The 19,758-nt window shown below is 37.7% G+C and carries 26 protein-coding genes and 1 pseudogene; 23 read left to right on the plus strand and 4 right to left on the minus strand.

The window, feature by feature from the left end:
• The first annotated feature begins 2 nt into the window (after positions 1-2).
• From QYZ68_RS04720 to QYZ68_RS04795, 16 genes and pseudogenes are all read left to right on the plus strand, one after another.
• On the plus strand, positions 3-281 hold the full coding sequence (locus tag QYZ68_RS04720; protein WP_301384560.1) for a hypothetical protein: 279 nt from the start codon (positions 3-5) through the stop codon (positions 279-281).
• A 25-nt stretch (positions 282-306) separates the two neighbouring features.
• Complete coding sequence (locus tag QYZ68_RS04725; RefSeq protein WP_301384561.1) at positions 307-612, plus strand: hypothetical protein; 306 nt, start codon at positions 307-309, stop codon at positions 610-612.
• 2 nt (positions 613-614) lie between these two features.
• Positions 615-1,802 (plus strand): annotated as a pseudogene (locus QYZ68_RS04730) (PBSX family phage terminase large subunit).
• 215 nt (positions 1,803-2,017) lie between these two features.
• The gene (locus QYZ68_RS04735) at positions 2,018-3,058 is read left to right on the plus strand and encodes an anti-CBASS protein Acb1 family protein (RefSeq protein WP_301384562.1); all 1,041 of its coding nucleotides are present in this window, start codon (positions 2,018-2,020) and stop codon (positions 3,056-3,058) included.
• A 44-nt stretch (positions 3,059-3,102) separates the two neighbouring features.
• Complete coding sequence (locus QYZ68_RS04740) at positions 3,103-3,693, plus strand: terminase (RefSeq protein ID WP_301384563.1); 591 nt, start codon at positions 3,103-3,105, stop codon at positions 3,691-3,693.
• 98 nt (positions 3,694-3,791) lie between these two features.
• Entirely contained in the window at positions 3,792-4,304 is a 513-nt protein-coding gene (locus QYZ68_RS04745; RefSeq protein ID WP_301384526.1) for a gp53 minor capsid family protein, read from the plus strand.
• Positions 4,305-4,428: 124 nt separating this feature from the next.
• Positions 4,429-5,259 (plus strand): hypothetical protein, encoded by an 831-nt coding sequence (locus QYZ68_RS04750; RefSeq protein ID WP_301384527.1) that lies wholly within the window; start codon positions 4,429-4,431, stop codon positions 5,257-5,259.
• A 30-nt stretch (positions 5,260-5,289) separates the two neighbouring features.
• Positions 5,290-5,667 carry a hypothetical protein gene (locus QYZ68_RS04755; protein ID WP_301384564.1) on the plus strand — a complete coding sequence of 126 codons (378 nt, stop codon included), beginning with the start codon at positions 5,290-5,292 and terminating at the stop codon, positions 5,665-5,667.
• 117 nt (positions 5,668-5,784) lie between these two features.
• Complete coding sequence (locus tag QYZ68_RS04760; protein ID WP_301384528.1) at positions 5,785-6,657, plus strand: hypothetical protein; 873 nt, start codon at positions 5,785-5,787, stop codon at positions 6,655-6,657.
• 22 nt (positions 6,658-6,679) lie between these two features.
• Positions 6,680-7,198: a hypothetical protein gene (locus QYZ68_RS04765; RefSeq protein ID WP_301384529.1), complete on the plus strand. Its 519-nt coding sequence runs from the start codon at positions 6,680-6,682 to the stop codon at positions 7,196-7,198.
• A 38-nt stretch (positions 7,199-7,236) separates the two neighbouring features.
• Complete coding sequence (locus QYZ68_RS04770; RefSeq protein WP_301384530.1) at positions 7,237-7,434, plus strand: hypothetical protein; 198 nt, start codon at positions 7,237-7,239, stop codon at positions 7,432-7,434.
• Positions 7,435-7,508: 74 nt separating this feature from the next.
• Positions 7,509-8,480, plus strand: coding sequence for a hypothetical protein (locus QYZ68_RS04775; protein ID WP_301384531.1), 972 nt, complete (start codon positions 7,509-7,511; stop codon positions 8,478-8,480).
• Between the two features lie 8 nt (positions 8,481-8,488).
• On the plus strand, positions 8,489-9,034 hold the full coding sequence (locus QYZ68_RS04780) for a hypothetical protein (RefSeq protein ID WP_301384532.1): 546 nt from the start codon (positions 8,489-8,491) through the stop codon (positions 9,032-9,034).
• A 39-nt stretch (positions 9,035-9,073) separates the two neighbouring features.
• On the plus strand, positions 9,074-9,295 hold the full coding sequence (locus tag QYZ68_RS04785; protein WP_301384533.1) for a hypothetical protein: 222 nt from the start codon (positions 9,074-9,076) through the stop codon (positions 9,293-9,295).
• Positions 9,296-9,909: 614 nt separating this feature from the next.
• Positions 9,910-10,683 carry a ParA family protein gene (locus tag QYZ68_RS04790; RefSeq protein ID WP_301384534.1) on the plus strand — a complete coding sequence of 258 codons (774 nt, stop codon included), beginning with the start codon at positions 9,910-9,912 and terminating at the stop codon, positions 10,681-10,683.
• Between the two features lie 100 nt (positions 10,684-10,783).
• Positions 10,784-11,377, plus strand: coding sequence for a chromosome replication/partitioning protein (locus tag QYZ68_RS04795; RefSeq protein ID WP_301384535.1), 594 nt, complete (start codon positions 10,784-10,786; stop codon positions 11,375-11,377).
• Positions 11,378-11,668: 291 nt separating this feature from the next.
• Here QYZ68_RS04795 and QYZ68_RS04800 read toward each other — a convergent pair whose 3' ends face one another.
• Positions 11,669-12,412, minus strand: a complete 744-nt coding sequence (locus QYZ68_RS04800) for a hypothetical protein (protein ID WP_301384536.1) — start codon at positions 12,410-12,412, stop codon at positions 11,669-11,671.
• An 866-nt stretch (positions 12,413-13,278) separates the two neighbouring features.
• Here QYZ68_RS04800 and QYZ68_RS04805 point away from each other — a divergent pair.
• The 6 genes from QYZ68_RS04805 (at position 13,279) to QYZ68_RS04830 (ending at position 16,951) form a co-directional block, all read left to right on the plus strand.
• Positions 13,279-13,743: a hypothetical protein gene (locus QYZ68_RS04805; RefSeq protein WP_301384537.1), complete on the plus strand. Its 465-nt coding sequence runs from the start codon at positions 13,279-13,281 to the stop codon at positions 13,741-13,743.
• Between the two features lie 46 nt (positions 13,744-13,789).
• Positions 13,790-14,032 (plus strand): hypothetical protein, encoded by a 243-nt coding sequence (locus QYZ68_RS04810; protein ID WP_301384538.1) that lies wholly within the window; start codon positions 13,790-13,792, stop codon positions 14,030-14,032.
• Positions 14,033-14,346: 314 nt separating this feature from the next.
• A complete protein-coding gene (locus QYZ68_RS04815; RefSeq protein ID WP_301384539.1) occupies positions 14,347-15,087 on the plus strand; it encodes a hypothetical protein in 741 nt (246 codons plus the stop codon).
• 192 nt (positions 15,088-15,279) lie between these two features.
• On the plus strand, positions 15,280-15,534 hold the full coding sequence (locus tag QYZ68_RS04820; protein WP_301384540.1) for a hypothetical protein: 255 nt from the start codon (positions 15,280-15,282) through the stop codon (positions 15,532-15,534).
• The gene (locus QYZ68_RS04825; protein ID WP_301384541.1) at positions 15,531-16,004 is read left to right on the plus strand and encodes a hypothetical protein; all 474 of its coding nucleotides are present in this window, start codon (positions 15,531-15,533) and stop codon (positions 16,002-16,004) included. The genes QYZ68_RS04820 and QYZ68_RS04825 overlap by 4 nt, the downstream gene beginning before the upstream one ends.
• Positions 16,005-16,186: 182 nt before the next feature.
• Positions 16,187-16,951 carry a hypothetical protein gene (locus tag QYZ68_RS04830; RefSeq protein ID WP_301384542.1) on the plus strand — a complete coding sequence of 255 codons (765 nt, stop codon included), beginning with the start codon at positions 16,187-16,189 and terminating at the stop codon, positions 16,949-16,951.
• 257 nt (positions 16,952-17,208) lie between these two features.
• Here QYZ68_RS04830 and QYZ68_RS04835 read toward each other — a convergent pair whose 3' ends face one another.
• The 3 genes from QYZ68_RS04835 to QYZ68_RS04845 form a co-directional block, all read right to left on the minus strand.
• The gene (locus tag QYZ68_RS04835) at positions 17,209-17,367 is read right to left on the minus strand and encodes a hypothetical protein (RefSeq protein ID WP_301384543.1); all 159 of its coding nucleotides are present in this window, start codon (positions 17,365-17,367) and stop codon (positions 17,209-17,211) included.
• A gap of 77 nt (positions 17,368-17,444) precedes the next feature.
• Positions 17,445-17,630, minus strand: a complete 186-nt coding sequence (locus tag QYZ68_RS04840) for a hypothetical protein (RefSeq protein ID WP_301384544.1) — start codon at positions 17,628-17,630, stop codon at positions 17,445-17,447.
• A 137-nt stretch (positions 17,631-17,767) separates the two neighbouring features.
• A complete protein-coding gene (locus QYZ68_RS04845) occupies positions 17,768-17,905 on the minus strand; it encodes a hypothetical protein (RefSeq protein WP_301384545.1) in 138 nt (45 codons plus the stop codon).
• A 420-nt stretch (positions 17,906-18,325) separates the two neighbouring features.
• On the opposite strand from QYZ68_RS04845, the gene QYZ68_RS04850 reads away from it, so the two are divergent.
• Positions 18,326-19,249, plus strand: a complete 924-nt coding sequence (locus tag QYZ68_RS04850; RefSeq protein ID WP_301384546.1) for a hypothetical protein — start codon at positions 18,326-18,328, stop codon at positions 19,247-19,249.
• The last annotated feature ends 509 nt before the right edge of the window (positions 19,250-19,758 follow it).

Raw genomic sequence — 19,758 nt, forward strand, 5'->3', positions numbered from 1 at the left:
AGATGGGTACAGGTTATGAGGCAGAGGACGAGTTACCTCCACTAGATGGGACTGGAGATACAAGAGAAGTGATGCCACTGCGAGCAGTAAAAGAGGACATGTGGCTTGCTGCAGTAGAGGATGAGGATGAATATACACCAGAGGGTGCTTCTAGTGTGTTGCTACAGCAAACCCTGGAAGTAGAAGAGGCCGCCTCGTCTCTAGCAGTAGAAACTGCGGTAGATGATGAGGATTTAGAAGAGAATTTAGATGAAGATTTACAGGAGGCAGAGGATGAATAGTTAATCTGATGAATTTGATTACAAAATGCGACTTGAAGAATTAATTAAAGAGCACTTCCCTTCGCTAGAGGGCGCTTGTAACACTCGTGAGGCCTTACTAGCAGCATTCTTTACAAGAATGGTTGAGTTTTCAAATAGTAATGTACTAGCAACGAGTCTGCATGCATTTAGGATGTTTTTTGCAACACTTGGCATGAGTGAGGTTGAGGATTTAATTCTAGACATTATTCGGAAAGAAAAGCTAGTACTGAATAATAATTTCTTTGCAAACAACGCCACAACCGCTGCTTATACCGAGGATGAGATTGCAAGGCTGGCTGGGGAGAAGTAAGGGTGCAGTTTAAAAGACTTCCAGTTTACTTTAATGCTTACAAGGAAAAACCACAAGCGGAGGTATTTATCTACTACTCAAGTCGTGGTACAGGAAAGACTTATGATATCGCAACGGTTAATCTTGAGAGGAAATTTAGTCCACAGGGTGGGGATACACTAGCTATTCGGAAGAAGAAAAACAAGACCACGGAATCAATACATAAGGAAATATTGGAATTACTTGACAGGTATTCCTTAAGAAGAAGATTTAATATTAGTAAAGCTAAAATTGAGACAAAGGACTTCATTTTTGGTAGAAAGCGTGCGTTTGTTTTTGAAGGCGGCTAAAATACGTCCGATCTTAAATCTTATGCACATTTTAAAGACCTCTGGATTGAGGAAGCAAATCAGTTCATAGCAGATGATATTGAGAGGCTACTGCCCACAATGAGAGAGCTCGGTGGACGCGTTTACATGTCAAGCAACCCCGTATCACGCTCACACTGGTTTTACAAGAGATATATTGCAAATCAAGACGACCCCAGCGTGTGTGTGATTAAAAGCACATACAAAGACAACCCGTTTCTTAATGGAGGGGACACAGCCGCATGGCTTGCAAAACAGCGCCTCGCATATCACGGGAATGATATTGGATACAGAATTGAGGTACTAGGAGAGGAATTTGAATTTCAAACAGCTAGACTTATTAAGGATTTCTCCATCTGCGACGCCTCACTGCTTGCAAGGACAACAGGCAGTTTTTACACCGGTGTGCATATTAAAGACAACAGAGTAGCCTTCCTTGAAGTACTAATCGGCAGGATCGCATACCTTCCAATTACTATTGTAACTAATGCATCATGCAAGGTGTTGCTTTCAAGAGAAGATTATGCTAGCCAAACACAACGCTTCAGAGGCGTGTTCGTGCTTCCCAATACACGCAGTGAACTTGCAGGTGTTTTCTCAAGACTGGGTAAGAGTGCCCTGCTGGCTCGCAGCAGAAGTCTTTATGCACTTTCTGATTATTTAATCCCCAGCAATTTAAACATAATAGCATGCGAGGATACTGAAAATGTTATTTCTGAATTTAGTGATACTGAATATCACTACGACGATGAGACCGATGAGGGTGTTTCTAATAATATTGTTATGCAAAAGGAGCTTGACTACATTCCAGCATTCTTAAATGTAGTCTCAATTTTCTCATGAAAAGTAGAACAAAGGGCTGGGAGTGTAAGTTAATATGCTAAAAGAAATTAGGTGCAGTCTAGCGTGTCTTGTTGCAGCAATTCTAAAGCTTGTAAATAAGTAAATAGGAAGCGTAAGTGATTATGCTAGAAGAGATTAGAAAAATGATAATAATTTTAAGTTGTGTCACTTTTCTCAAGCAAAGAGGACAGTAAAAGTGGAACAAAGAGGCAGGTTTGTTTAAGTTTTCTTTCCTAAACAGATCAAAAGAAGATAAAAGAAAAAGCGTGCTGTACCCTGCAAGTGAGGCTGTTGATGCATGCGATGCATCAAGACTTTACGAACAGATAGCAGAAATTTATGCAGGGTTTGCTTCATCAAGAGATATTTACCACGACAAAGGCGATGGGCTTGATATCCTGTTTAACAAAAACTTTAGAATGATCATCAAACGCATGGTGTACTCAGCAATACTTACAGGAGAGAGCTCGTTTCACATAGTAATACCAGACTCTGATGATGCTGCCACTCCCTTAAGACAAGACTTTTCTGTCTTAACACATAATTTTGGAGAGGTTTGGAGCGCTGCAGATTGCAGACATAGAGACATTCATCCAACACGAGTCGTTACAGTGAGCTCATCATTCCTAAATTTTACAGCGCTGCGCAAAAGCAGTAGCATAATGAACACACTACTTGTTGAAACGCTGGGTTTCCTACGCGTTAACAACTTCACTTTCCTTAAATCAGCTACCCTACCCTCAGTTAAAGATATGACTGCCCATGACCTTGCTGAGGTCAAACGTAATGTAGATGGAGTACTGGATGATAATCATAAAATGATGATACTTGGACGCGAGGACGATATATCAAACATAACACGCTCTGTAAGTCCACTCCGCGATGCCTTCGAGATTATTGTATCTAACATAACACTTCACTCAGGTATTCCTAAAGAGATACTTTATCCAGTATCACCCTCTGGTGAGGGGAGAGTGGGTAATTATGACATTTTTTATCTTAATATCGAGCAGATCTCTAGATTAATGGTGGCTTCCTTCATTAATACCGTGCTTGCGCGATTTCAATTAAAGTCTAATTGGAGTTTTAAGGCCGTCAAGCCTGTAAGTCAGAAGGAGCAAGCTGACATTGATGAGAAGCACGCACGCACACTGGGTACTTATGTTGAACTTATACAAAAAGCCACTGAACTTGCCAGACAGGACTTAAGGGAGCAGGTTGAAGAGCAGTTTAGAGCTTATTTAAACAATGAGTAATGAGTAATTTAATGAAAGAAAGATTTGCAAAAAGGAGGTTAAAGATGCAAATGGAAATGGAACAAGAGGAGCTAGATTCAGTCTCTATTGCTTTTACTACACTTGATAGTGGATCAGATGAGACAGCTGTGCAGCAGCAGAAAGCGGCAGCTGGTGTCAGCACCATTACGATACCTCAAGAGGATTACAAAAGACTTAAGGATGCATACAAAAAGCTACCCGATATTATGCCTCGAGAGGAGATTGACCGCAGGGTCGAGCTTGAGAGGAATTCACTGACTAAGGCTAGGCTGCAAGCAGAAGCTGATGCATTCAGGGACTCACAAAAGCTGTCTGAGCTTGAAAAGAAGTGTCAGGATTACTACACCCCATCAACCATAAAGGATGCGGGTAGTGTAAGGGAAACAAAACTGGCTTTCCTTGAGGCTATGAAGAGGAAATACAGCGTGCCTAAATTTAGAGTTGATGAGTCAGGTGATCTTGACTCCCAAATTGAGAATCTGTGTCTACTAGTCCAGGAGTTTACAGCCTACAGACAAACGGTTAATACTCGCAATAGAGAGGTTGGCAAGATCATCAATAATACTAAAGCTCAGCGGCATAAGGAAAGATGGGGGGCGGCAGCACATGTTTGATTTGTTTTTATTTTATTTTAGTAAAAAGTTTTCTCGAAAAACAGAGTTTGTTAATAATACCAAAGCTCAGCGACACAAGGAAAGATGGTGGGTAGCACATGCCTGATTTTGATTTTACATCAATTGAGAAGAGATTCATCCTAGGTTGTGACCATAAGAGTGGATTAAATCAGACTGAAACTGCAGTAGTTGATGTTAACTCTGACATAATACAGCCTGGCATGCCAGTGCTTGCAACTGGCAAATCAAGCCCAATGGGTGACATATTAGTCAAGGCACCCTCCTCTGCGGGTAATGGGAACTGCAGCGTGCGTGGGTTTGCATTAAAGAAAACCAATATTAGTTCACATGAGAATCCAGACTACTTCCCAGGAGAAATGATCCCTGTTAGAAGATTTGGTGAGGTCGTAGTTAAGGTTGACAATGGCTGGGCTGACCCTAAAATTGGTGACTTTGTTTTTCTAAAGGCAGAAAAACTAGTCAAGGACGGCAAGGGTGCGGTGCAGGTTGGCAGGGTTAAAGACACTGACCCGCGTGATAAGAAGGTCATTTTACTAGATATTAACATCGGTGCAGAGTATGAGTCCAGCGGTAGCCGTAAGTTTTCTTAAAAGCTTATTTATAAAAACCTAAAAACATCTTTAATTTAAGAAATTAATTTAAAAGGAGAGCAACCATGCTAAGTATTTTCATAAAAGATATAAGTATTGAAAAGCAAACAATAGGAGAGGGACAATGAGTCGAAGTATTTTCACAGAAGCAAGCGGTACCTATAGCGGTGACATACTACAGCTTGCAAAAGATGGCCTTGAGGAGTTTGTTCCATACAAGGTAATAAACAGGAGTGAGCTCAGGCAAGGGTATTATGTTGCACGCAGGGCTACCCTTGAACACAACGTTACTTCAAATTTCGGCGATTATAACAATGAGATTGGCAGAAGCAGCTTCTCTTTTGCAGAGGTAGCATACAAGATGCACGTATTTGATACGGTACAACGCATTGCTTTAAAGGATCTAATGTATGGATCTGTTTCAGAAGAGGAGGTTAAAGCTAATCTTGAACTTGGTCTTATGAAGGATGCATACCACTCAATTATTTTTGGCAAGCCTCACATTAAGATGGAGGGGATCGCCACCCTTACAGGCAGAAGCAGCATTAAAGTAGCATCAGTTACTAGTGGATATACCCTGCATGATAGTGTTGTGCTTGCAAAGCGCGAGTCGGAGAAACATAAGGAGAAACTAGATGGGATTTATCACCTACTGCTGCCACATGCATACTCACACCTACTAGCAGATCTTTATAGCGAACCGCAATACATTAAGATTAAGAAATCACTTGAGGATGACCATAATATTTTAACCTCAGTCTTTAAGGGACTCACGCACCCGATTCTTTATGAACCCAATCCAGAGGTAATGTTTGTTCCAATGATACCCGAAATATTCTTTAGAAGATTTTCAGCTCCAGATGGCGATTACATTCACGCCTCAATGGAATCAGCAGGTGTTATTCACTTCCAACCAGCCGAAGTAGTTGAGATCGAGATTACTAAGGGCCCGTAGTTGACAAACATAGGGAGGGCTTGTTTGAGAGTGGAAGCATTGGAAATACAGGGCATCACCTGGGATGAGTGGCTAGAGCTTTGGATCGCAAACACGCAGATTGAGTATCTTGCAAACGAGTGCAGCAAGGATGGCGTGATACAAATACCTGAGCAGCTTAAAGGTGAGCTTACAGAAGTGCTGCGTTATGCAACCTCAATTTTATCACTATACAGGATCACAAGTAGCGTTGCGTACAAAAACTGGCTACTAATTCTACTAGATGTCGTCTACTCAGAAGTTTTTCATGTAAGGTGCAGCAAGGCTGGCCAGCAGAATTGTAGACTCAGGCAGCTGCTTTTACAACTCGACTTTCTATTCCAAAGAGTCGACACAAGACCATTCCTAGATATTGGGTCCTTCTGTTAAAGAAGTCCAATATTAAGTTAAGAATGAGTTGATAGCAAAAAGAAATTTAAAGGTATGGGTACCAAGAAAAGATGAGGAGGTTGGAGGAGAAATAGCAGAAGAATAGCAGTGATTTAAATGTTTCGTGTAGCGATTTTAAAAAACAAGAGGTTAGAGATAAAAATGGCAGAACAAAAGTTAAAGATACCCTCAGGGGCAGTGTTGGCAGCAGTCAATATTGATAAATTTAAGTGGTGCTTTAAAGGTAGTGATATTAAGAACAATGGGGACGATGTTGTTGATCCTAAGGATTTAGTTGTAAAGGACTTACCGCTTACTACCAAGCAGCCCTCAAAATGGAAATCAATTAAAGAGTGTGTGTTTAAGGTTAAGAAACTAGGAGAGGATTCAAAACTCACAACATCGTATGACCTTAGAGAAGGTGGTGTGCTTTATTATGAACAAAAATCACTCTTTGATGACCTTAAAGAAGCACTAGGTAAGAACGATGAGATCGAGGTGCTGCTTATGCGCACGTACTGCCTTGGCTACTCATACAATGTCAACTCAGTAAAAGCAACAGAGACACTCAAGACAACATGTGGTTCAATCTCAGCTATAGGAAAACAACCAGAACACACAGTTGAGTTCTCAGGGTACTCTGTACGAGAAACTGTAGAGAACAAAGAAGAACTGCTTGAAACCTACATTGAGCGCTCACACTTCCCAACCATGGATATTGTAAAAAATGGGAGTAAGAACGGTAGTTATGAGATAGGCAAGCTTAAGAGGCCTGCAAATTATGAATTCGTGGTGCTTCTAGTCAATCAGATACAAAGTCTTAATCAGCGTACCAAGTTTAGCGTAGCAGAAGGACAGATTGCAACATTTAATCCAGCACAGGACTTATCAAACCAGAAGATCGACCTTAAGTGTCAGGTAACACTTTCTAAACCATTAGTATCGCTATCTTATGACTACATAGAAGGCGCTGTGTTTTTCGAGATTTAATTTAAAGCAAAAAGGAGGCAATATGATAATTAATGTTAATTTAACAGGCAGGGTACCCATTCCCTACATCCCATCATATATAAGAAATGGTAAGGATTTTAATACAAAGTCGGAAGCAAAGGAAGTAAAGGAAGCAAAGGAAGCTGAGGACAGCCAAGCATATATCATACTTGAGAATATTGACTATGGGTTTATGGAGAGACTTAAAGCGAGGCAAATACAAATACTACAAGACATTAAGAAGGGAGGTGGTGAGCATGATTCTGCAGGTGTTGCTGCAGCAACTGAAGCCCAGATGAAATATGTTCGTCAAGTATGGAGGGAGCATGTAGCAGGGTTTACAGGTCTTTTTGATCAAACAGGCAAGCTTGTTACAAAAGAAATGGTCGAGAGCGATGCAATACTTCTAGATGATATGCTGCTTAACATATCACTTGAACTTGGCAATCTAGCCTCAACACTAAGGGCAGAGCGTTGCCTAAAAAAGTCGAGCTTGCAGTCCAGTACATCGCAAAGCGTGAGCACTACAGTAACGTCTTAAGGTATGCAGACAAAATTAATTCAGAGTTTATATCAGAGATGAAGAGTGAGCTGGACTGGATTGCTTCCAATGAGACTGCCATTTCATATTTGATTAATCTAGCATTAGTGTCAAGAGCTACAGGTAGCCTACCTGAGGCTGGAGGTCTTTTTAATCAAAATTACTGGTTCGTTCTAGTTCTAAATGAACTTGCAATTTATATTGAACTACAAAAAGGTGAAAGCCTGAATGAATAATTGGTATTCGAATCTTTTGGATTTAAATCTTTTGAATTCGAATCATTCGACTTCTACTAGCCAGCGAGGCTGGTGTGGGTGGTGAGGCCTTGTTTAGAATGGCTAGTGAGGGCAAGCTCGGGTTTAATGATTTAAATAGTGCCTTGCAAAAGGCTACTGCTGAGGGTGGCAAGTTTTACAAAAACACCGCTCGCGAGGCTCGCACCCTTAAGCAGTCACAAGAACAGACTGCTAAGATGAGTGAGAAGCTGTTTCTTCAAATAGGACAGGCACTAGAACCCATGATGATGGGGTTTGAGAAGGTAAAACAGTTCCTAATAGTAGGCGTGCTGACGCCTATTGTTAAAATAACAGGAGCCGTACTATCGCTTTACGCTAAGCTTGTACAGATTGCAGGTTATATCGTAGGTAAGTATGTAGAGGCACTCAAGATGGCCTTCAGACCAATCATCGCTCTTTTTACTAAAGTGGGTGAGCTTGCAGGCAAGTTATGGGGTTCTGTTTCTCAATTTTTAGGGCTTTCTAGTAAGAAGAGTGAGGAAGAGGAGAAGGCAGAGGAGCCTTCTAGAGTTAAGAAATACGACCCAAAAGCTATAGCAGATTATGATAAGCAAATGATGCAGGATTATGAAGAGCTGCAGAAGAAAATATTTAAGATGAAGCGTGACATTCATCTTAAACCCTATGAAGAGCAGCTTAAGGCTACCCGGCAAGATGAGGCATTCATTAACGAACGCAATAAGGAATTCCTTGCTAAGTACAGTGCAAGCTTTGATAACTTAAATGAAGCAAATCAGAAAACACTAGCGGGTATTGAGAAAATTGTTAGTGATTTTGCACAAGCTAATCATGATTTTGTAAATGCCCATAAGGATCTAAAAGCAGCCCTTGCAGAAAAGGAACGAGAAATATTAACACTCCCTTATAGGGAGCAGGAAAGGGCTACCCGTAAATTAGCTGAGGAAGCTAATGCTCGCAATAAAGAATTCTTTGCTAAATATATAGCGGGCAGTTTAGCAGACTTAATGAACAAAGCAGGCAAGTAGTTGTCGCGATGCAGCGTGAGGTTAATGAATTTGAAAAGAGTGCTCCTGACAGGTCATTTGCTGATTCATACAAGGCACTACAAGACAAAATTAGAGATATTAAGTACCAACTTGCATTACTACCAGAGGATGCTCATGGGCGCGCTAGCCTTAAGATACAACAAGAGATAGCTAACATGTATCGCGAGTTTAGCGATGCTCACAAGAGTGAGTTTGAAAAGCTCAATGATACTAATAAGAATGCCCTGCTTTCTGCTGCACAGCAGGCACGCAAGGCTAGCCAGGATTGGTTTGCAACCATTCAAGCGTTACTTGCAAGTCTTGCAGGCTCCGTAAGTAAGGTTTTAACACAAGATTTAGGAAAGGCTTTTGCACAAAACACCGCCAAGGGTACAGACGCTTTTATCGCATCTGCAGTTGATGTTTCAAAAGACTTAGTATCAAGCCTTGGTGTATGGGGTCAGATGGCTGTAGCCATTTTTGATTTTACCGTGGGTATATTTAAGGGAATAGAAGCTAATGCTATAGCTGAGATTGAAAAGAGGCGCGATTAGGAATTAGAGCGGCTTGCTAAGCAGAGTGAAGTTGAGCTTATGCGTATCGAGGAGGGGTTTAATCGTGAAATTAATATGCGAAAGGAAAAGCTTTCTAAACTGGATGAGCAGTACAATAAGGAAATTGAATTCTTAAAGCAAGCACAGAGCAAGGGTCAAATATCAGGAGAGGAGTTTCAGAAGCGCTTAGCTAGTGTACAACAGGAGTACCAGACCAAGCGTGCTGCACAACAAGAGGCCATTACAACTCAGGAGACATAAAAGAAGATTGAAGAGGAGCGTAGTCGTAAGCTTACTAGCCTTGAAGAGGAGAGAATTAAAGCTCAAACTGAGTTTGATAAAATTAGTGCCTCATGGTGGTATTGGAGTAAGCAAACAGATCTAGATAAGCCTCCATAGATAAAAATAGCAATAAATAAAGATATAGAAGATAAGTAATAAAAAAATTGCCAAGAGAAGTGCAGGAAATAACGAATTAATTCTAAAATTATCAAAACACGTCACTAAGTTTTTTCTGGATGGATAATAAAGTATTATAATCAGGGATACAGCTTGCATCTCCATCAGTATCTTAAATATTACTACAGCCTTCTTTGTGACCACCAAGGCCACCTGTTTTTAAAATTAATTCTTTTTATCTGTTCTCATGCTAATCAATCTGCCTCAAGTCATTGGTATTTGTTTAGTTTCATGCCCCGAGACAGCTTAATTAGATTTTATTATTTACAGGTATGTTTTATTAAAATAATACTAGAGAGATCCTATTTGTATATAAGTCTTCAACAATACACTGAGCCAAATGTATTAAAAATTTAAAAAAAGATATACTGATACAGTTATTATCAATAAATCTTAAAGATAGGAGGATAAAAAAATTGAGTACCAAGAAAGTACCTAGGGTCATATCAATAGCAAGCATTAAGGGTGGTGTTGGGAAGAGCACAACTTGTTTAATACTCGCTAAATTAATAGCACAACAACATAAAGTTTTGCTTATCGATATGGACACACAAGCTTCCATTACTAGTTATTATGGCGACCAATTAAAGGCGAGGAAGATTCATGTGCCCACATTTAACACATATGAAATGCTAAAAGGAGAACTGCTTGCGGATAGTGCTGTAGTAAATGTGTATCAAAATATTGATATAATTCCTAGCTATTATAGCTTACAAGATTTTGTAAAATATTGTTGGCAAAGTAAGGTTATTACATTTGAAGAAGCACAATTTTTCTTAAAAGATGCAATGCAAAACTTAACAAAAGAATATGATTATATTTTAATTGATAACCCACCATCATCAGATATTCTTTTAACCAATTCTCTTTTTGTTAGTGATTACGTAATCACACCAGTCGTGTGTGAATTATGGACGTTTGAAAGTTTAGAACTTATTTACGCTCAGGTTCATGACATATTAAAATTAGACATCCCAATATATATAGTAGTAACTAGATTTAAGAAGAGAAGCACTTACAGGTATTTTTATAATGAATTTATTAAAAGGGACAACTTTTTGGGTGTTGTATCAGAGAGGGAAAGTTTAAATAAAAGTATTTTTTCTAAGATCGATTTTGATATGACATGTGATTATGTGGGGGAATATCAAACAATTTGGAATAATTTTATATCGAAAACGGATAGATGATTAATAGAATACCTATAAATTTTACACGCGTGTAAAATTTATATTTGACATAATTCACATATATTTAATATATTATTAATATATTTTAAGGAGTAATAATATGGCCCAATTAAAACCCAATATCAGTTTAAGAATAGAAAACCAAGCCTTATATGCAGAGAAGGAAATTAAAGAACAAAGATTAAAAAAACTTATGGAAAGGCTAAAGTCATTAACAGTGAAAGATATTAGAACAAAAATAGATATGATTAAGACGGTATTTGAAATATATGATGAGAAATTATACGTAGTTGGGGGTTATAATAATTTTGTAGAGTTTATAAGGACTTGCGGTACTTCAACCACAAATGCTTATCTTTTTATTAAAATAGGCAAGGCATTAAAAGAAGGGCATATAACAGAACAGGATATTATCGATAGGGGAATAGACCATATAAAGATGATAGTAAAGGAAAATAATTACAAGGCCCTGCAAGAAGGAAAGATAAGGAAGGATATTCCATTAAGAATATTAATACCATCAGAAGGTACATATTCTTATTTTAAGTCAAATACTAAATTTACTTCTTATGCATTAGACAGAATTTATAGGGAGCACAGACATTTATTAGATAATTTGTTTTATGAATATAATCTAGAAAAGAAACATAAGAAAAAAATTGATACGGAAGATGTTATTTACACGGAAGAATAAGTAGCAAGAGCGGAGGCCTTTGTAGCAATGCAAAACAAATACGAGCAGAGCACACATAACAGAGATCCTGGTCTGCCAATTAATAATAGACTTGTCAAGGTTAGTTTGAGCAAACAAGCTCTCTTTAGAGGAATGTGAATCTAAATATTATTAATAATAAGCCAACAAGCCATATGTTTACTGTCAAACGATACAGAAGCCACTGCTTAAGCATGCCAGTAGGCTAGAAATCTTGAGAATGTCTGGAGCGGAGAGAACAGTACCACTGCTAGCCACTGATCTAACTAATATTTACATAATCTTTAGCAGTGCTCTTTGAATAGTGAAATTTGCATTCCACAGTTTAAATAATGCGTCTTTAAACTTTTCAGGTGCACCTTTCATAAAGGGCTCCAACTGTCTCTGCACTCCCTTATCAAACAGAGTAACTATACTGCCCATAAGATTCGTAACACACTCTTTAAGTTCTCCCTCTGCTACCTTTGTACCCGCGTGCTGATTATCTTTAGTAACACTTATACAATAATCAGCGACACCAAACTCTACCACGTTTCGCCCAACCTCTCCTATCGTACCACTCCCACTCTCTAGCATTCTGGCCAGCTTACCAACTAACTCGAACCTCAAGGAAGCGGTCTTAATATTGCCTATCACGGGAATCATAGCATCACGGAATCCAGCGCCCACTAGAGCCTTAAAAGCGAGAGCAAACTTACCAGCTGCTCGTTTAATCTCATCAATAATACTAGCGTTATCTTTGTGGTTATTATGTGCCTCAGCACTCTTAATAGCCGCCTCAGCGCTAGTCACAGCATCCGCGGCAAACCGATCAAGCTCATCTTTGCTTAAAGCCTTAACCTCAGCCACAGACTTACCAGTAGCCTTACTTACCTCCTCAGTTGCCTTTTCTGCTACAACCTCCGGTGTATCTTGAATCACCCCATAGGCATCCTTCCCCTCTGCTTCAGCTTTGTTCCACTTACAGCTGATAAACAGAACCAATATCAAAATACTTACTATTCTTCTCATATGCATGACACGAAAGCCTCTCCAATGAAAGGATACATCACAGTAGATAATAAACAATTTAGTAAATAGTGGGGAGGGGAGGGAAGACGTAGAGATAATTTTAATGTTTTGAAAAGAGAATATTGCTATAAGAATGGAGAGAGAATACTGGAGAAGATAAGTGCTTCAATATGCGAGCACTGAATAGTTAAAACAGCCATCTGTTAATTAAGAACAGTATCGTATAATTTGCGTAAATTCATTTAGTGTTATTTTAAATAGTAGGGATACGTTCATATTATTTACCCAGACGACAATTTTTCTTGCTAAATAATATACGAATTATTTTCTTTATTTTCAGATATTAAAATATAGCGGGTTCATTGAGGATACATTATTATAGTAAATATCTTGTATAAATTCCCGGTAGATAGAAATAGCAATAAATAAAAATATATAAGAAAAATTGTCAAGAGAAGTGTAGTTTTGATAAAAGTGGGAAAAATTAAAATTAAGTTAAGTTAGATAACTAGTATTTAAAATTTAAGAGTATTGTTTAAGAGGTGAATAAGGGGTGCTGTTTAATGAGTGCTGAGAATAAAAAATTGTTAGTGTTTTGCAATATAACAATTCTCTTGCTACCAAGATAGACGATATTGTAATTTATATTTTAAAATTTTGGGTATCTTAATTTCAACACTATTATTAGCATTTAATAAGGCTTGCTTTACATACTCATACTCAGTATCAAATTATCGCTATTCAGGAAAGCTATAATAACTTATCCCACATTTACAACTTACTAGTGTTAAAGAAGATATATTAAAGATTTAAATACTTAAGTATCTAAAAGACAAACAGGGTATACTTTATAAGTAAGGGGAGAGGATTAAATGAATACAGTATTTTTATTAATTGTAGGGATTGTTTTATTTATAACCTATGTTTTAGTATCAGGTTTTTGCATCCTTAAAGTGTTTAAGTCCATTTTTAATAATAAGTCTGAGATCAGGTTTGTGTCTCGGTCTAGGCAGTTTAAGAGGGGTGGCGAGGGAACTGGGAAGGAACCGGGCTCTGTTTATGTTAAGAATTTAGGCGTTAATAGAGGCACTCAACAAGATGAGTTGAAGGGCTCTAATACGAGGTATGTAGCACCAAAGCAGAAGAAACAAGATGTGGTATCACTACAGGGATCGGTTAGGCAACAAGACGTTATGCAAGAACAAGACAAGCTAAATAAGCAACAGGATGCTAAGAAAGATCGAGAGCTATTAAGGAAGGCTAATGCTGCAAGGCAAGCAGCTGTGGCTTTAAATAAGCAAATGAGGAGAGATAAATTTAGTAAAGGTAAATGGTAGTCTTAGCGATTTAGTCATCATTAGACCAGAGAAGAGAGCAGAGAGCGTGACATTAAAAGTAACTGTTCTAGCTAGAATGGAACAAAGGCAGGATGAGTTTAATAAGGCTTTAAACACAATAAAAGAACCCGTCCTTACAGAAGGACGGGTTCTTTCTTATTTTATTAAAATATTCTCATATTTAAACCCAAGAGACGAGTTTAATGGTGCTTTATATTTTAATGAGTATATAAACTGTTGTCTTTGTCATCGTTTAGGTCTTCGGGTGCAAAGAATTGTTAGCATCTGATGCATCCGATTTATTTATTTTGCAAATATGACCTTAAATATAATTTAAAAAAAAGTTAACATGTCATTTATGAAGATATCTATCCTAAACTCGGGTTGCACAATGAAATTGGTATTTGGAAACTTTAAATATTTCTAGTATGGATACTTTTAAATATTCTCAAACATTTGACTGGCGAGTGTACTACTAATTTTGAAGTAAAACAATAGTTACTAGGAGCAGAGTAAAATCTTTAAGTTATAGGTATGCTATAAAAATCATTTGTTTGCTACGTATTATGCAGTACCTTTGGAGTGTGGGAGATATGTTTTGTTATGTACATAAAGATTGTAGGTATTTTAGTGCTAATATTGTTTATCGGTTGTAAGGACGACAAGGATAAGGAAAAAGTTAGGGTAGGGTCTGCTGATGAGTCAATTGCTGCTGAAGCGGCAAAATTAGCAGAGGAAGTAAGTAAGTCTACTGGTAAGTCTGCTGATGAGGCTAAGTCTTTAAGTAAAGATGAGCTTGGACAGCTTACAGATGAAGCTAGGAGTAGCGCTGAGGCGGCTCTTAAGAGTGCTGAAGAGCGGGTTGGCATTAGGGATAGGTCTGATGTTATTAAGCAGATTACAGAAGCGGCTGGTAAGCTTGTTTTGGCTTTTAGGTCTCTAGTGAGGTCGGGATACAGTAGTGATATTGTGGAACCATTTCTAGAGAATATGAAGCATGCTTTAGGTCAGTTATCTTTAGCAGGGAAGCTGGCAACTATGGCAGAAAGTATCAATCAGACTCTAGATTCTGCTTTGGAAGCTGTAGTGAAGCTTGAGGGTGATCTAGGCTCTTGTATAAAGCATATTAAAGCCAATAGCGATCAGACGGATGCACCAAGTAGTGGTCTTAATTTATGTGTGAAGGATCTTATGGAGAATGCAGGTTCGTATTTCCATGATAATGTTCGTGATCTGATAGCCGGTGTAAACGTACCAGATAAGTTTAAAGATGCATTGGAGAATCTACAGGCCGCAGCTCATTTTATCGGTAGAGCTACACTCATGCTTAATTATAAAGACTAGTTTACATTGTTTTATTCGTGCTTTATTGCTACAAGTATTAAAATTTTATTGGAAACTATTTTATGTGTTGCCTCCTTGCTATTTATTAAGTTGTTTACTGTCCACTGTGAAGTACCCTTTGAGGGGAGGTTGTGTTTTATATGTGCGTGTCGTGTGTTCTAATATTGATTTTTTGTGTATTAATTGTCGGTTGTGTGTGGTGGTATAAGAATAGGGGAAAGGCTGGAGTTGAGTCGATACAGGATTCAGGCAAAGGTTATAGCAGAAAGGATAGCTGAGGAGGTTGGGAGTGCTATTGGCAAGTCTGTGACTGAGGTTAAGGCTTTAAGTAAAGATGAGCTTGAGCGGTTTGCGGCAGATGCTGCGACTAGTGCTGAGGCTGCTTACAGTGTTGATGTTACAAATAGCAGCGATGGGGGGCCACAAGCAGGTCTGCTGATTCTGTGAATAATTCTGAGCTTATTGACCGTATTAGGGGCTCAGTTGGGAAGCTTGATTTAGCTTTCAAGGCTTTAATTGCTGTTGAGTACAGTGACGATATTTTGGATGTGGTGTTGGATAATCTTAAGGTCGCTTTGCAGAAGTTGGAGTTAGCTGGCAAGCTTGCTGCGATAATAGAGAGTGGAGGTATCCATATAATAGAAGAGGCCAAGAAGACCGTATTGAAATTTGGTGGCGATATTTCTTGTATAAAAAGTATTGAGTATACTAGGGGGTATGCCAATGCACAAGCGAATGGAATCAAAGCTTGTGTTAAAACTCTCATGGAGAATGTAATTAATCTATTTGAAAAGGGCATTCGTGATAAGTTGGGTTCTGCTTCAAGATACTCACCTTATAAGTTTAAAGATGCCTTAAATACACTACGGGCTGCAGCTCTCGATATAGGTGCTGCTTCTCATAAGATTAAGTATTAGCCTTTACTAACCTTCATCACTAATCGTTGTTTTTCTAAAGCATACCTCTTGTTAAGGCTATTTTGTGTGATGCCTCCCCTGCTATCAGCCACAAAGGGTTTGTAACATGACTAAGGCTCTTCCATGATTCCTAAATTGTTTATTATCCACTGTGATGTATCCTTTGGTTGGAGAGGTGTGTTATGCATATGAGAGTAATAGTAAGTATTTCGGTATTGATGTTGTTTGCCAGCTGCGAGTGGTGGGCTGAAGTTAGGGGTAAGATTAAGGTCAAAAAACCCGTTGAGGATATTAAGGTTGTAGCTGAAAGGGCTGTGAATGAGGTTAGTAAGGCTACTGGTAAGTCTGCTGATGAGGTTAAGTCTTTAAGTAGAGAGGAGCTTGACAAGATTGCAGCTGAGGCTAAGAGTAGTGTTGATGCTACCTTTGAAATTACTAAGCAAAATGATAAGAAGAAGTCTGAGCTTATTGATGAGATTAAGAAATCAACTAAGAAGCTTGATTTAGCTTTCAAATCTCTAGTGGGTGCTGGATACCAAAATGATACTGCTAGCCTGGTTTTAGATAGCATTAAGACTGCTTTGGGGAAGTTAGATTTAGCTGGCAAACTTGAAAAGATGATAGAGGATGGTAGCAATAAAACAATAGCAGAGGTTAAGCAGGTAGTAGGGGCTTTTGGTGATGTTGCTGGGTCTTGTATGAATAATATCAATGAGAAGCAAGGTCAGCATGAGCAGAAAAACGACTCAAAAGTTAAAGAGGAAGGCCTTAAGGAATGCGTTAAAAACCTTATGGACAATGTAGTTGATATTTTTCTTAAGGGTTCTATTTCAGAATTAAGAGGCATCATGAACGAAGCCCCTGACAGGTTTAAAGGTGCTTTGGGTAAACTGTGCGGTGCTGCTCATAATATGCAGCAGGCAGCAATGAAGGTTAAGCACAAGTAGTAGTAGGTTTGATCTTAGTCCCTTATGATACTCATATGTTCAGTCCTGTTGGATTCATATATTTATCTTTGAAAAAGATTGCTTAGAATCTAGCCTAGGACTAACATTTGACAGCGGGGAGATATAGAATTTCTTTTAGTAAAGAATTCTAATCCCCCCGCTGCAATCCACGCTTTTAAAGCTTTTATAACATCCTATTCCTACTTGCATACGGCAAACTAGTGTTCATGTCCCTATCCTTTACAGAAGAATTCAATCTAGTCAGTACTGTTGCTGTGCTGACTAATCTTATCTCCATTTCTTCTACCAGGCTTTGTTTTTTTATTGCCTTTTTTATTGCCTTTATGTATTAACACTAATTCATTTGCTATCTTTGATAGATTATAGAAATAAAGAGTCAAAAATATGTCCAACATTAAAGATAATATGAGTATCATCCAGCAATATATGGTATAAATAGTATTGGTAGCAAGTATAACACTAGACGATCCCGCTAAAACATAAAACCCCCTAACTCTAAACCTTCCAAGTCAAATTCCACTGCCTCTGTTTTAATCTTCTCAAGTTCTTCAAGCTTAATATCTCTTTCTGCTTTAAGCGTTCTATTGCTGGCCTCAGCTCGTTCGATTTCTTTTAGTAGATTTTCTTTATTGGTTTTAAATGTATAATCTAGCCTCATATGGCTATCGCCTGCTAATTTAATTCTCCTATTGTTATCATCTATCCTTGCATCCAGTGCTTTTTTCTCATCTACAATACTATCCCAGTATTTTCAAATGTTCTTTATGCTTCCTTACTCTAGATTCAACATAATTACTAAACTTTAAATAATTCGATATCATCTTTACTTAAAGTTTTAAATTGTCCACAGCTCTTCCGGTAATCCTTACTTACGTCTTCAGCTGTCTTTTGTGATACGATTGCAGAGATTTCCTTAACCATTTCATACTTCATATCCTTCAATTTTATACACTACTTACAACCAGTAAAATAACATCAATAACAAAATACCTGGCACTTTTATGCGCGTAACAAACCCTCTTCTGCCCTTTAAGGATACCCCATAACAAGTAATAAGCAATTACGATAACTGCAATTAGTAAATACTCAGGCCCAAAGCAAAATCGGTACTTACAATTCAAGTAACAATTTAGGTTTTAGCAACTAATGTAGCCGCACAGGGTTTTGTACAAAATCGAAAAATGTTTACTCTTTGTCCTAGAAGATAGAACACTAAACTATATGATATATTAAAAAATAGTAATTATCTTAAGTTATGCAGAATAGTAAAATATATTAATTTTAATATTTACTAAATAAAAATAAATATATGATATAATATGGTACATATTCTTGTGTAAGAGGTAGAAGAATATGAAGCCAATGATTAAAGTGTTAATGATAGTTAGCTTATTGAGTGGTGTTATTTCATGTAGGCTATACGATGCAATACTAGATAACGTCGAAAACTCGTTGAAAAACAAGGAAGATTCTTCAGAGAGCAATGAAGTAGGTATTAAATCTTTTGACGGTCAAAAGGATGATATTAAGACTGATGTAAAAAATAGCGGAAGAGACGAGTATAAAGAAGCTATAAGTTTAGGTGGTGCTAGGGAAAGCAGGCAAGGAGAAAGAGTTGTCAAGGGTAATCTCGATGATAATATAGAGGCAGGGCAGAATATAGATGACCTTAAGAATGAAGTCGTTATAGAAAATTTAAAGGAAGGCATATTGAATAAAGAACAAGGAGCAGCTGTGGTTGAGCAATTTTCATTTCTAAATGAAATTAAGGCGTCTGAGGGTATTAATAGAGAGGCTAATGCTCGGTTAAAAGAGGTTATGAAGATATCTGGGGAGTTAGATAAAATAAAAACAAAACTTGATGAAATGAAGGTTAAAATTGATAAAGCGGGATCTGATTTTAATAAGGCAAGAGAAACTTCAGGTGGGAGTGATCAGGCTAAAAGGCAATTATTACCTGCTTTAAGTCAAGCAATTGAGAAGGCTAAAAAGAGCAGACGTGCGATAGAAAACAGAGAGTATATGGATACAAATAATACGTTAACACACGCTAAGAGAGCCTTTGAAGGTGCTGTTTTAGAAACGGAGAACGTTTTTAAAGAAGTATCAGGTTATGCACTATGGCATTATTATTCAAATGCACGAGAATTAATAAAGAAAGCAGAAAACCTGTTTAAGAAGGCTAAAGAGTCTCAAGATCAACTTAATTCTGGAATGGAACAAGTAGAGAAGGATTTTAATGAATTAGAGAAAATATATAAAGAATTTAAAAAGTAAATTCTAATTGGGATAAGGTTATGTAAAAAGGGGACCTGCTAAAAAGAGAATTCTATTTTTTGTTCGTATGGCCCCGTCAATGCTATAACGTCTTATTTATAATAACTATGCCAGCAAGTCCAGAAAGCTTAAAAGAATTCTGTTTTGATAACTTGATGTATATATGGATAAAATAAAATCATTTAAAATGAACTATAATTATTCTATCTATTATATTCACACAAAACACCTCTTCTACTCTTAAAGATAATTTAAAAATATAGGAGAGGTGTTCAATTTAAAATAAGATGTGCTGACGTGTTAAAATTCAAATGAAGTGGTATAGTGATGACTAGAATCGTGTGATGAGGAGTGGGTTGAGAAACAATATCAATGCTAAGCTTGGCAGTACCTAGCTGCTATCTTTGGCTATGAAATGCAAAGAGTAGTTTGAATAGGATAAGAAGCCATTAACATGGTATAATTGAGTAGAGGTTGTTTATGGGTGTTTTAGTAAAGGAATCTACTGA

Source organism: Borrelia sp. P9F1 (assembly GCF_030436115.1).
GTDB lineage: Bacteria > Spirochaetota > Spirochaetia > Borreliales > Borreliaceae > Borrelia.